Genomic DNA, 12,893 nt, shown 5'->3' with positions numbered 1-12,893 from the left:
TTTCTCGGACTGTTTCTACTTGTTTTGACTGAAATAAATAAAGCATTTGAACTTTATTATATGCTAAGATTCTTTTTGGTTGTTTCCGAATCTCTAGCAATACCTCTACAGATTCGGCAATCGTTATATGAGGACGACCAGACATTTTAATGTGCTCCTTTACTTTTCAGATAAGTCTAGCATAACTTTATAAAAATGGTATCAGTAGCCAACAAACGCACATACTGCAATTGACCCAGCCAGGTCAAAAATCGACTGTCAGGGCTGCTGCTGCTCACCGTAGCGCCAAATGCTGCCACTCCCAGAGTGAACTGCGATCGCGCCGCCAAGACATCTCTCTCCCCTTTGAGTAAAATCCTGAAATAGCCTCAGCACCGCAACCCAAGTTCTACACCGATTATCTGCTTCCGGCGACAGCGGAAAATCCTTTCCCAGCAAAGATGTATCCCTTTCTCGACTGCAGGTACCAATATTGATCGCGATTTCTCTTCTCGGATTTTGCACGATCGGCTCGCGGTAAATCAACTGCCAACTACTTGCCATCGATCGACTTTGATCGTACCCGGAATCTTAGCAATTCTGCAGGCTGTGCCAGTGGGGGAACAGCAGGCGGCAAAAGCTGTTCGCATGAAAGCAAGGGCGCTGGCCACGCGGGTTATGGGAGAGGAGCCGGATTTGGCAGCCGCGGGTTAGGAATCGGAAATTCGTGTCTATTTTCTCCTCGGTTCGGCAATTGAGGGAGAGTGTCTGCGGCCTCACCTTGGGTGGATTGATCGAATTCCGGGATGCTATTTTCTTGCTCTTTACTGCCTCTATCTAATTCAGAACCCGAGTATAAATCACGAAGCCGATCGCGATCGTCTGCTGTTTCTTGATTTAGTTTTAATTGAGACGGTAAATTATCATGCAAAATTGGCGCTTGCACCCCTGAGTCGGTACCAACCATCGACTCGCCAACACTTAGAGCTGATAGCAGTGCGGGGCAAATAGCTGCAATTGAAAAACCAAGTGCTAATGCCTTGAAAAACTTGATTTTACAAAAGCCTCTAGAAAATTGCACGGGCATGACAGATTAGCCATATTCGATAGTTATTTACACTTACGATCAGACGAGGCCGACGCAATTGCAAGGAATAAAATTGCTCTATCACTTTTGAAAGAGTTAATTCCTTAACTCAATATAAAGATAGTTGACAGCAACTTTATTTTGTGTATTTAACAATTACTAAAAACACTCCGACCTCCCAACCTAGCCCTCTTGCAAGGAATAAAATTACTCTATCACTTTTTAAACACTTAATTCCTTAACTCAATATAAAGATAGTTGACAATAATCATGTTTTGTGCATCTAAAAATGACTAAAAAAACTCCGACCTCCCAAGCTAGCCCTGTAGGTCGGCGGAGCATTCTATCAAACCTGCGATCTGAGAAATAGGTAAATTTTGATAGAGATTACTACATTTTATTGAGCTGCGATCGCAATTCTTCCAACTCAGCGTCAATCACCGGACTCGACTCCGAGCTACTAGCTGCTGCCGTTTTACCCGCTGCCGGCAATTGACCTTGAGACACAGAACCCCCGGTTAGTTGAGCTTTCATCTGAGCCAACTCGTCGTCAACATCACCGCCGCTTTCGAGCAAGCGGAACTGTTCCTCTAAATTGCTGCCGCCGGCCGCCAATTCTGCCGAAGCCCCCGCGCGAGCTTCAATCTGCAAAACTTTTTCTTCCATGCGATCAAAAGCCGCCATAGAACTGCCAGTATTCAAGGTGCCAATGGTATTGTTGAGCTGTTCCTGAGCCTTAGCAGCGGATATCCTCGCTTTGAGCATATCCTTCTTAGTCTTAGCTTCGGAAATTTTGCTCTCCAAACCGATTAAGTTGCGCTTGAGACTTTCCACCTGAGTCGATTGCTGATCCAGACTGGCTTTCAGCGTAGCCGCCGTTTCAGCGTGAGACTTTTTGCGAACTAGCGCTTCCCGGGCCAAAGTCTCGTCTCCTTTTTGCAGGGCTAGCTGAGCGCGCTGCTGCCACTGGTTAGACTGAGATTCAGCTTGATTGTACTGAGTCTGGGTGCGCTTTTGAGTGGCGATCGCGCTGGCAACGGCCTGACGCAACTGCACCAAGTCTTCCTGCATATCCGTAACAGACTGTTCTAAAATCTTTTCCGGGTCTTCAGCTTTGTTGACCAGATCGTTAAGATTGGCTTTGACGACTCGGCTAATGCGGTCAAATAATCCCATAATGCTATTTTTCCTGGGTGAGGTGTACGAAGTAGGCGGAAAGCAGGCTTGATAGCCCTAGCCCGCAGTTGTGAAATTCACTCTTGTCAGATTTTTAGTGCGATTTAGTTTTTGGCAATTTTTGCAGACAGATAAATCCAGTTTAAAGCGATCGAGTAATGTGATGCAGGCAAGCTTATTCAGGTTGAGTCGATAGGAGGTATTATCCTCCGCACCTCTCAGTTAGATCTGGGCGTGCTAGTTTCCCCGCACCCAGCTCCCGATGTTCTTGGCTTGCGCCTTTGCTCATGTGGAGATAATAGTGGCAGCTTTCGTGAACCGCTAGAAGGTTATTTATTTTCCAATTACTATGGCAACCATCTACATGATGCAGATGTACCTTTTCATCGCCTAGCATTTTTAAGCCACATTTTCCACATTTATGGTTTTGCCGTTTTAAAGCTTTAGAGGTGTCGCCGTCGTAGAATTTGCTGTTACGCTCACTCCAGTAGGCTATGTCTCCGTCGTAGGGTGATTTCTCCCCTTTGACATTGACAAATTTGTTTTCGGAGTAAGGAACCGATGGGAATGCTTTATCAAACAGTTTCTTGCTGGTGTATCGAGATTGTTTTGGTTCCTTATTGAATACCTTGAAAGCTCTTATTTTGATGTGGTATAGCGAGTTACGCGACCCGTCCATCTTGCAATAGCGGTGGTAATTTCTCCAGCCTCTAACTACAGGGGCTAATTTCTCAGCTTTGACCGTAGCACCAAAATTCGAGTTGTTGACGATGTGTTTTACCTTCTGACGGAATGCTTTAAAATTGTCCGCTGATGGAACGCATTTAAATTTCCCGTTGTTCTGCACTTTAAAGTGCCAACCGAGGAAGTCAAACCCATCTGTCGTAGCAGTTAGCTTGGTTTTCTTTTCACTAACCTTCATGCCTCGTTCTGCCAGAAATTCGCTGACTTTATCAAGTATAGCCTCCGCATCATCTTTAGGCTTCAGAATTATTACCATGTCGTCCGCGTAACGGACTGATTGGTGTATTTCCTCAATCCCATTGAGAGCAATATTGGCTAGCAATGCACTTACCACGCCCCCTTGTGGGGTTCCTTGTTCGGGAAATTCTGGATTGACTCCTGATTTTAGACAGCGGAATATTCCGGTCTTGATGCCTTTTGGGGCGATGAGTCGTTCCATTATGCTCGCGCGTGCTTATCTTGTCGAAGCATTTTTCGAGATCGAGTTCTATGACTCGCTTTTCTATTCCGTGGGCTTTTGAGTTTAGATTTAGGAAAAGAAATTTCTGCGCGTCCTGCGCCGACCTTCCTGTTCTAAATCCATAGCTCCTAGCGTGGAAAGTAGCTTCGTGCGCTGGCTCTAGCGCGTATTTTGCGAGGCATTGCCACGCTCTATCGGCGATAGTTGGTATCTTAAGGAGGCGGGTACTCCCATCCTTTTTAGGGATTGGTATTGAACGTAACTTCTGATGTTTCCAGTTGTTACTTTTGGCTCTGAGTTCTTCACTCAGAGCAAGCCTTTCTTCAAATGTGAGTGAGGCTTGGACATCGATTCCCGCAGTCTTTTTGCCAGCGTTTAGTTGAGTTACTTGACGTATCGCCAACATTCTTGCAGCCCGAGATTTCAGAATTAGCTTTTGGAGGGACTTCGCTTTGGGCTTGTCTCCAACCTGAATCGCTTTAAACACTCGTTTTTGTAGGCGAAATAAGTCCCTTCGGAATTTCTTCCAAGGTAACGTCAACGTCTTCCAAGATTCACTAACATTTCTGTTGTGTCTAATCATGCGCTGCTCTAACTTATGTTTTCTGAACACCTCAGACCAGTTACGGTCTGTCCTACCCGAACTAAGGGGGTTCCGCTGCTCGTCTAGCCTACGAAAGGGTTCGACTTCCCCTTGACCCTCAGCTCGTTTTTCTTCGTTCCCTCGGTTAGATTGATTGTTCCTTTAGGTGGAGCCATTTTAACTGCTGGATTCCCTGGACTCTTGCCGATATTGGCGCAGTATTCGGCGGGAATGAACTCCAGTGGAGTCGGGAGTTTTTGGTCTGTGTCCCGCTCAAGATTAAGTTACTTTTCTAGGCTCAATTTCACCATCGGAACTCCCCATTAACACCAGTGTCACCTCACATTAGATGTCTGATTGCGTCCAGTTAAGAGCTTCACTCTCCAAGAATCGAGCTTGGTCGGTGTGGGCAGATAGGGAGTCATACCTGAGTCTGGCAGAAGGGACTTGCACCCTTATCAGACCGAGAGTTCAGCCTTGTGGCTGGAAACGTTATGTACGGGCTTTCACCGTGATTCACGTTTCAACGAATCGCACTGCACCTACCCTCAGTTAGATTGATTGTTCCTTTAGGTGGAGCCATTTTAACTGCTGGATTCCCTGGACTCTTGCCGATATTGGCGCAGTATTCGGCGGGAATGAACTCCAGTGGAGTCGGGAGTTTTTGGTCTGTGTCCCGCTCAAGATTAAGTTACTTTTCTAGGCTCAATTTCACCATCGGAACTCCCCATTAACACCAGTGTCACCTCACATTAGATGTCTGATTGCGTCCAGTTAAGAGCTTCACTCTCCAAGAATCGAGCTTGGTCGGTGTGGGCAGATAGGGAGTCATACCTGAGTCTGGCAGAAGGGACTTGCACCCTTATCAGACCGAGAGTTCAGCCTTGTGGCTGGAAACGTTATGTACGGGCTTTCACCGTGATTCACGTTTCAACGAATCGCACTGCACCTATCTATTGAGTTTAACTTCGATCCGAGAATTCCCCAACAGGCTTCGAGCCATCTCTAGCTAGGCTGTTGAGAAGTTTTTGCTCGTACCGAGTCTTGTTCTGTTGCCTGGGGTTCAGGATGCGGGCGGCTCGCTCGGTGGCAATTTGGGTGTATTGTTGCCCGGAAGCATTTGTGCTTTCATCGCCGCCAACTCGGTATCCACATCATCGGCGCCTTCGAGAGAGAGAAACTTCTTTTCTAAATCATTAGTTCCGAGTTCTGCGATTGCTTCGGAGCGAGCTTCTAGCTGCATGACTTTCTCTTCCATGCGTTCAAACGCGCTCAAAGCGCTACCGGTACTGAGATTGCCCATCATTTCTTGAAGCCTTTCCGACGATGCAGCCGATCGAGCTCGGGCAATATACATATCTTTTTTAGATTTTGCCTCGGAAATTTTACTTTCGAGCATCCGCATATTTTCTTTAAGTTTAGTCACAACAGCGTTCTGTTGTCCGAGACTGGCTTTCATCGCCGTTGCCGTTTCTTGATAAGATTTCTTGCGCGTCAGAGCTTCCCGCGCCAAATTTTCCTCGCCTTTTTGCAAAGCTAGCTGCGCCCGCTGATGCCATTCTGCTGCTGTAGACTCAGCTTGGGAACACTGGCGTTCAGTGCGTTTTTGAGCTGCAATCGCCCCTGCCACAGCTTGTCTGAGCTGCACTAAATCTTCCTGCATATCCATTACAGCCTGTTCCAGAATTTTTTCTGGGTCTTCTGCTGCCCCGACCAAACTGTTAATATTGGCTCGAATCACTCGCCATAGGCGATCGAATAATCCCATTTTGCCCGTCTCCCGATTTTATTAAATTTTAGATTTAGGACTGGGAATTGACAATTACAAAACCAATTTTGTGTTAGACAAAACATTCCTCATTGTCTAGCTTTGTCTAACAATTTAGTTAAAGTTTTTCACCCTTTACCTAATTTATGGTTGATAGTATTGTGGCTTCACCCCTTTTTCTTGGAGTTCTTTCGCCAAACGTTCTGCTGAGGCAGCATCGTTCAAAGCCCCCATTTGGATCTTGACACCCTTTGAGAAGTTCCGCACGTAGGCATCGGGAACAGCGGTTCTGGCTTTCTGCAGCGATTTTTCGTCTGTGTAATCGGTGACAACGTAATAGAAACCGTCGGCGGCCCGTGCAGGCCTTCCCAGGGGAGATGCCGCGGCAGGCTGGGCTGGGGATGCTGCGGCTGGGGAGGCGGCGGCTGGGGAGGGTGTTGGAGGCAGTGTCGGCAGTGTCGGCACAGGCTGGGCGGCGCTAGGGCTGGGAGTGGGAAGCAAAGCCGTACTCAGATTGTTGAGTCCTTGTTCCCTGCCTCTGGGCGGGTTGCCGTCTTCTGTTGGAATCGGCACAGCCCCGCTGGGGCCCGGAGGCGCTGGCGGAGTTGGCGGGATTGATGCTTTTGGTGACGGGGAAGGAATCGGGCTGACTGTCGGCTTAACATTGCTGAGAGTGCTCAAATCTAGCTCGACAAATTCCTTGGATACCAGATTTGGAGCTTTCGGTAGTTCCTTGGTGCTGGTATCTGAGATGGAAGTAGAGGCGGGACTGTCCTTTGAAGAGGGTGAGGTGCTATCGAGCCAACGGTTCAGGCCTGCCATCTTAACTAGATTTGACGGGTACATGACTGCGTAGCCCAAAGCTGTGCACGACAGCAAAAACAGCAGCATCGAACTCAGTCCCAAGGGAGTTAACAAACTGGCGGCTAAACTGCGTTCAACCGTAGGATCAGCTTTTGACTCGTCCAAACTTTCGATCAGTTTTTCGCTTGATTCGAGATACTTGTTGGGTGCCAAGGCACTGCTAGATAGTTTTGTGCCACCCCTGGTAGTTGCTAGCGGGGCATCGCCCTGAGTGCCGGCAAGGGATAGGGGTAGCGATAGCGGCTGCTGGGTTTCCTCCGCAGTCTCCGGCGCCAAATTTTGGGCTAGCTGTTGCTCGGTTGTAGCTGTTTGCTTGCCGGTACGAACTGAGGGCGACACCCACTGTTCGGCGCGCCGCCTGTGCCTTCTGTATGTTGTCAGTTCTGCTTCTAGATTTACATCTAGACTCCCCAGGACTGCTTGCAAAGCAGGCTTGATTGGGGTTGAAGAGGATTGATGATTTGGGGATTCAACCGAAGAACGCTTACTCATTAGCAAAACTCCTACCGCCTCTGAATTAATTTTAATGTTTTGATTTTGACACTCCCGGGCCTAAAGGCGTGGGGATTCTTGCTTCGCAGGGATTCCAATGAATTTACCCTCAGCAAGCATCTTGACCGTATGCCCTACGGCTGCAAGCCCTCGGTTGAGAACTACTTGTGCGGCTGCGACATCTCTGTCGGTTGTATAGCCGCAATTGTGACACGAGTGAGTTCGTTGTGATAACTCTTTTTTGCCTGTTTCGTTAAGGCAATTGGGACAGATTTGGCTAGTCTTTTTAGCATCTACTTTCTGGAAATACACACCGCGCTTAAAGCAAGTTTGCTCCAATATGTTGAAGAATTGCCCAAACCCAGCATCTAAGCAGTGCTTACCTAACATCCCCGCTTTCAGTCCGACCAGATTAAGGTCTTCGACAAACACCATACCCGCGTCATCACAGATTTGATGTGACAACTTGCGATGCCAATCTTTTCGGCAGTTTGCCACGTATTCATGCAGCAAAGCAACTTTTTTCTGAGCCTTTTTCCAATTATTTGACCCGATTTTTTTTCTAGTAACGCGCTGTTGCAGCAATTTAAGCTTGCGTTCTGCGTTAGCAAAAAACCTCGTTCGTTTAATTAAAAGCCCGTTAGAAGTTGCAATCAAATTAGTCAACCCTACATCAATTCCTACGGGATTGCCATGAGGAATGATATCGGGAATTGAGACATCCCATTGCAAAGTCAACATTATATACCAGCCACTAGACCGTCTGACGACGCGAGCTTGTTTGACGATTGCGCCCTGGGGCATGGGACGCGACTGACAAAATTTTATCGAGCCAATTACAGGCAATTTAAAGCGGTTGCCTTGATGGAAAGTTGCACCCAACTGTGGGAAACTCAAAGACCTCAAAGCCCCCTGTTTTTTGAACCGAGGAAACCCGTGATTTTGCTCCCACATACTGACGAAAGCTTTTTCCAATCTCCGCAGCGTTTGTTGCAACACCTGAGCGTTGACTCGCTGCAATGCGTGACTGGTCTTCCTGTATGCTGTTAAAGCCTTGCACTGACTTGAATATGTCGGTCTAGGAACCTCAGCAGGAATAATATACTCGGAGCCAATGGAGCAAGAGTTGATCTGACATTTGCGTGAGTTGTACCAGTCTTTGCGTTCTCTTAGGGCATAGTTGTACACCTTGCGGCACTGTTCTAGCCAATCTTCAAAAACTGCTATTTGTGTCGCTGTGGGCTTCAACTTAAATTCAAACGTCAAATTAAACACTTGCTTCACCTCCTTGACTTAGCATACAGCAAGTCTACAAATCGTCTAAGGATTTCTTAGAACCAATTAAAGTCGCCCGCTTATGGGCGAAGCTCTCACCCCAAAATTTGGGTAGATATAAACAAGAAGCTTGAAAACTTGCCTATTTTATGATTAGCTACTTTTGGCGGCAATGCAACAGGGGCTTGATCGCCTGCTGTCGATCGCCGGATGTTATCTTTTCATTTTCATTTTAAGACTTAATTGTTGGTGTGTCCCGGAGGCAGCTTACCGACACTCTCGGCAACTTTTTGTATTCTAAGCTACCGCTTATTTGTAACTTCTCATACTCGTTGGGCATTTGTACTTTTTCTTGATCCCTAACGGCTTTATAAACTTTTAACCTATGTTTTTACCTATACAATGAGCAACGACAGAGCTAATTGTTTCTATATATAACGAGATTATAAATAAATTATAAAATTTAATTATGCTTCGGGGATCGCTACAACCCAGACAGCATAAAGGCTGGGATGCTCTAAAACCTGCTAGCTCTACAAAGGAGAATTAGAGATGAAAATGATTTCCCTAAGAACTTTTATGCAAACCTCCTTAACTTCACCTTTAACTTCAGCTTGTGGTCACTGCCGTCACTATACCCCTGAGGGCAGACGCGGGGGTGTTTGCGCTCTACTAAGCGGCCCGGTTCAAAGTCACTGGAAAGCTTGTGCTTTAGCGGTTTCGCCTTTTAGGTCATCTTGGGAAAACATAGAAGAAATTGGACTGTGGCAAGAATCGACTCTGACGCTGCAGGATGCCACCGTCACTCTTTCGGAGCGCCATGCCTGCCAGCTTACAGGCACAACGTTAACCGAAAAATCCGCTGCCGCAGTCTCGGTTTAGTTAGTCGGCAGCAGCATAGGTCATACCATTTTCGATTTTCGATTGGGAAATCACTGATCATTATCATGGTTGGGATCTGACAAAGCAGTTTCATTCTTTTTGGGAACTGGTATCAATAGTCACAATTTTGGACGATCGGGTGCATTTGGCTTTACTAACTCATAAAAATCAGCAGCATCTACTTTAATATGAGCGCAAATATGATCGCATAAAAAAAACTGATTTCTCCATCCCGCTATGGCAGCCAAGGATATTGACTAAAATCAGGTTGCCGTTTTTCCAAAAAGGCTTGTTTGCCTTCGGCGCCTTCCTGGGTCATATAGTACAGCAAAGTGGCATTTCCCGCCAGTTCTTGCAAACCGGCTTGACCGTCGCAGTCGGCATTAAAAGCAGATTTCAAACAGCGAATCGCGATCGGACTTTTTTCGAGAATTTCTGCAGCCCACTGAATCCCTTCTAGTTCTAGTTGTTCGACGGGCACGACGCAGTTGACTAAACCCATTTCTAGGGCTTGCTGTGCGCTGTACTGGCGACACAAAAACCAAATTTCTCTGGCTTTTTTCTGGCCGACGACTCTGGCAAGATAGCTAGCTCCGAAACCACCGTCGAAACTGCCGACTTTGGGGCCGGTCTGTCCGAAAATAGCATTGTCAGCAGCGATCGTCAAGTCGCAAATTAAGTGCAGAACGTGACCCCCTCCAATTGCGTAGCCTGCAACTAAAGCAATTACTACTTTAGGCATAGATCGAATCAACTTCTGCAAGTCGAGCACGTTCAACCGGGGTATGCCACCTTCGTCTACATATCCCGCCGCACCCCGCACGCTTTGGTCGCCGCCGGCGCAAAAGGCGTATTTGCCGTCTGTATGAGGCCCCGCACCTGTGAAAAGGACAACGCCGATTTTTGTGTCTTCGCGGGCATCAGTAAAGGCATCGCACAGTTCCTGCACGGTTTTGGGACGGAAAGCGTTCCGTTTGTGAGGTCGATTGATGGTAATTTTGGCGGTGCCACCACTTTTGTGATAGAGAATGTCTTCGTAGATTTTGGCGGTTTGCCATTCAATTTGCATAATCAATCAATTTGAGATTTGAGATTGAGCTGAGTCAATCAAGGCAGCGACAAGTCGCTTTTAGATTTTAGAGGCATTCGGTTCAATGGGATACAAGGGTCGATCGACTCTTGCCCAAAAAATAAAGCGGGACTTAGGCAGAAACCAGGTTTTTCACCAACATACTCCGTGCAGCGCTCTTGATAGGGGTTAAACAACCTGGTTTTTGAATGTAAGAGCGCGCAATTCCCATCTCAAATGGACACAGCGTCAAATCCTCGAACTCTTCTCAGGACTTTTACTGCTCCAAAATTTATATGTGCTGGATTATTTGCGGAGTAAAATACTCAGCAAGTGCTTTGCTGCTTTGCCAAATACCGGATCGCGGGACTCGAATTCGCTGGGATCGAGTAAAGCTTGAACTTCGGCAAAAGCTTGTGAGTCAAGGGTTCCTTCTTTAGTAAATAAAGTGTCTATGACTGCAATGTGTCTGGAGTCGAGGCCGAGCCGATTTGCGATCGACTGTAAGTACATTTGCTCACGCATATCGATGTGTCCGTCGGCCGCTGACATTTCGTAGCCGGAACCTATAAGCAACAGTTTTTCTGATTCTGAGAACAAAGCTGTCAGGGTTAGCAATTCCGTCGGGTTGAAGTAAACCTGCTGTTTGGAGACTCCTTTGACAAGGCGCTGAATTAGTTCTACCCGATCGCGGTCGCCGCTGGCAAAGGCTTTGAGAGTCTTTTGTAGCCGTTCTTCTTCTTCAACTGCGATCGTCCTGTCAATAATCATGACTCCGCGCAGGATGGAAATCAGAGCAGTCAGAAACACTACCAAAGGAGTGATATCTTGTTCGCGCAGCTTTTGCCGGCTAATGCGGCACAACAGCTCAACAATTTCAGCGGTGATCGTGGTGGTGTCCATAATTAAAGACTCTCGATTAAGCTGTAATGTAACTTTATTTATCGATCTTAAGTTTTTCTGTTACTTAGGTATGACGTGAATTGTAAAGCTGAGCCGTTGTCTATTAGTGATACTACTTATTTTATTCACAAACGCTGGATGACTAGGGCTGTGGAACTGGCACAAGCAGCCGGTGATGCGGGTGAAGTACCCGTGGGTGCTGTAATAGTTGACGGTACTGGCAAATTGATTGCGGAAGCGCAAAATCGGCGAGAGCGAGATTGCGATCCGACTGCTCACGCTGAAATCTTGGCTTTGCGGGCTGCCGGCCAAGTTTTGCAAGACTGGCATCTTAACCAATGCACGCTTTACGTAACGCTGGAACCTTGCCCGATGTGCGCTGGTGCGATCGTCCAAGCTCGGATTCGTCTGCTGGTATACGGAGCAGATGACCCGAAAACTGGCACGATTCGGACTGCTGCTAATATTCCCGATAGCGCGTATTCCTGTCACTACTTAGAGGTGCTCGGCGGTATTATGGAGTCTGTTTGCCGCGATCAGTTGCTTTGTTGGTTTGAAGCGCGCCGGAAAAATTAACAGGTAAAATTTTTTACTCTCTTCTGGGCGAGGTTTAATCGAAATTGACCATTTAACTGAAATAATAGATCCGTAATTGCCCGATCGAGTTTTCGAGGCGGCCGACTGCTCTGGATTAGTGCTGTCCGGTTGGCTGAGGTTTTACCTGTTACAGATGATCTCTTGCGGGTGCGATCGCTCGATCGGCATAATGCCAATAGCAAAAGTGTCCCGATCCAAAAACTAAAGTTTTGTTCAACAAATTACTTTAGACTTTAGATCTCGATAGAGCAGCTTAATTGCTATGCCCCACACCGCCACGATCGCCGTTGAGTCCAGTAAATCATCTCTAGTGAAGCCAATGCCTGCCAAGGTAGCATCTAATACCTCTCGCGTTTCTCCTTGGTTAACCTCCTTGCTCTATCCGCTAGGTCACTATGTTGTCCTACCGTTTCATTTTGGCAAGATTGAGATAACCGGACAGGAGAACTTGCCGAAAGACGGGCCTGTCATCTTAGCCCCTACGCACCGCTCCCGGTGGGATGCCCTGATGATGCCCTATTCAACCGGACAGATGGTGACTGGACGCGATTTGCGGTTTATGGTAACTGCTGATGAAGTGAAAGGACTGCAAGGTTGGTTCATCAGACATTTGGGAGGGTTTGCTGTGGATATCAAGCATCCGGCAATTAGCAGTCTCCGTTATGGGGTGGAATTGCTTCTCGACAAGCAAATGTTGGTGATTTTTCCCGAAGGCGGCATTTTTCAGGATGGCGAAGTTCACCCGATTAAGCCTGGATTGGCTCGTTTGGCAATGCAGGCAGAGTTGAGCCAACCGGGTTTGGGAGTGAAAATTGTACCGATGAGTATTCGCTATCGCCCGCGCATTCCTCAATGGGGTTGTCAAGTGAAAATTGCGATCGGTTCTCCAATTGCCGTGGCGGATTATGCCAATTGTGGCGGCGGTAAAAAAGAAGCACGATTGTTGACGGCTGAACTCGAAATGGCTCTTAAAAATCTTGATGAAAGTTGACCGTTGGCAGTTGGCAGTTGACA

Annotated in this window: 12 protein-coding genes and 1 pseudogene; 3 read left to right on the top strand and 10 right to left on the bottom strand. The window is 47.2% G+C overall.

Annotation, left to right across the window (positions count from 1 at the left end; translation table 11 throughout):
- Positions 1-258: 258 nt before the first annotated feature.
- From QUA44_RS15650 to QUA44_RS15615, 8 genes and pseudogenes are all read right to left on the bottom strand, one after another.
- Positions 259-543, bottom strand: a complete 285-nt coding sequence (locus QUA44_RS15650) for a hypothetical protein (RefSeq protein ID WP_333252267.1) — start codon at positions 541-543, stop codon at positions 259-261.
- A gap of 112 nt (positions 544-655) precedes the next feature.
- Entirely contained in the window at positions 656-946 is a 291-nt protein-coding gene (locus tag QUA44_RS15645) for a hypothetical protein (protein ID WP_333309777.1), read from the bottom strand.
- Positions 947-1,456: 510 nt separating this feature from the next.
- Complete coding sequence (locus QUA44_RS15640; protein WP_333252265.1) at positions 1,457-2,242, bottom strand: PspA/IM30 family protein; 786 nt, start codon at positions 2,240-2,242, stop codon at positions 1,457-1,459.
- A gap of 202 nt (positions 2,243-2,444) precedes the next feature.
- Positions 2,445-3,425, bottom strand: a complete 981-nt coding sequence (locus QUA44_RS15635) for a reverse transcriptase domain-containing protein (protein WP_333252264.1) — start codon at positions 3,423-3,425, stop codon at positions 2,445-2,447.
- A gap of 55 nt (positions 3,426-3,480) precedes the next feature.
- Positions 3,481-4,029: pseudogene (locus QUA44_RS15630) on the bottom strand (reverse transcriptase N-terminal domain-containing protein); the annotation flags it as partial.
- A gap of 1,063 nt (positions 4,030-5,092) precedes the next feature.
- Entirely contained in the window at positions 5,093-5,797 is a 705-nt protein-coding gene (locus QUA44_RS15625) for a PspA/IM30 family protein (RefSeq protein ID WP_333252263.1), read from the bottom strand.
- Positions 5,798-5,941: 144 nt separating this feature from the next.
- A complete protein-coding gene (locus tag QUA44_RS15620; RefSeq protein ID WP_333252262.1) occupies positions 5,942-7,153 on the bottom strand; it encodes an SPOR domain-containing protein in 1,212 nt (403 codons plus the stop codon).
- 60 nt (positions 7,154-7,213) lie between these two features.
- The gene (locus QUA44_RS15615) at positions 7,214-8,428 is read right to left on the bottom strand and encodes a transposase (RefSeq protein ID WP_333252261.1); all 1,215 of its coding nucleotides are present in this window, start codon (positions 8,426-8,428) and stop codon (positions 7,214-7,216) included.
- Positions 8,429-9,007: 579 nt separating this feature from the next.
- On the opposite strand from QUA44_RS15615, the gene QUA44_RS15610 reads away from it, so the two are divergent.
- On the top strand, positions 9,008-9,310 hold the full coding sequence (locus QUA44_RS15610; protein WP_333309775.1) for a hypothetical protein: 303 nt from the start codon (positions 9,008-9,010) through the stop codon (positions 9,308-9,310).
- Positions 9,311-9,545: 235 nt separating this feature from the next.
- On the opposite strand, the gene menB is transcribed toward QUA44_RS15610, so the two are convergent.
- Both menB and QUA44_RS15600 read right to left on the bottom strand, forming a co-directional pair.
- Complete coding sequence (menB, locus tag QUA44_RS15605) at positions 9,546-10,379, bottom strand: 1,4-dihydroxy-2-naphthoyl-CoA synthase (RefSeq protein ID WP_333252259.1); 834 nt, start codon at positions 10,377-10,379, stop codon at positions 9,546-9,548.
- A 306-nt stretch (positions 10,380-10,685) separates the two neighbouring features.
- Positions 10,686-11,282, bottom strand: a complete 597-nt coding sequence (locus tag QUA44_RS15600; RefSeq protein ID WP_333252258.1) for a TerB family tellurite resistance protein — start codon at positions 11,280-11,282, stop codon at positions 10,686-10,688.
- Between the two features lie 75 nt (positions 11,283-11,357).
- Here QUA44_RS15600 and tadA point away from each other — a divergent pair, with 75 nt between their 5' ends.
- Positions 11,358-11,858, top strand: coding sequence for a tRNA adenosine(34) deaminase TadA (gene tadA / locus QUA44_RS15595; protein WP_333252257.1), 501 nt, complete (start codon positions 11,358-11,360; stop codon positions 11,856-11,858).
- 283 nt (positions 11,859-12,141) lie between these two features.
- On the top strand, positions 12,142-12,870 hold the full coding sequence (locus QUA44_RS15590; RefSeq protein WP_333252256.1) for a lysophospholipid acyltransferase family protein: 729 nt from the start codon (positions 12,142-12,144) through the stop codon (positions 12,868-12,870).
- The last annotated feature ends 23 nt before the right edge of the window (positions 12,871-12,893 follow it).

The organism is Microcoleus sp. N9_A2 (assembly GCF_036701775.1).
GTDB lineage: Bacteria > Cyanobacteriota > Cyanobacteriia > Cyanobacteriales > Microcoleaceae > Microcoleus.
The sequence above is the reverse complement of the archived record's forward strand: the minus strand, read 5'-3'. Positions and strand labels throughout refer to the sequence as shown.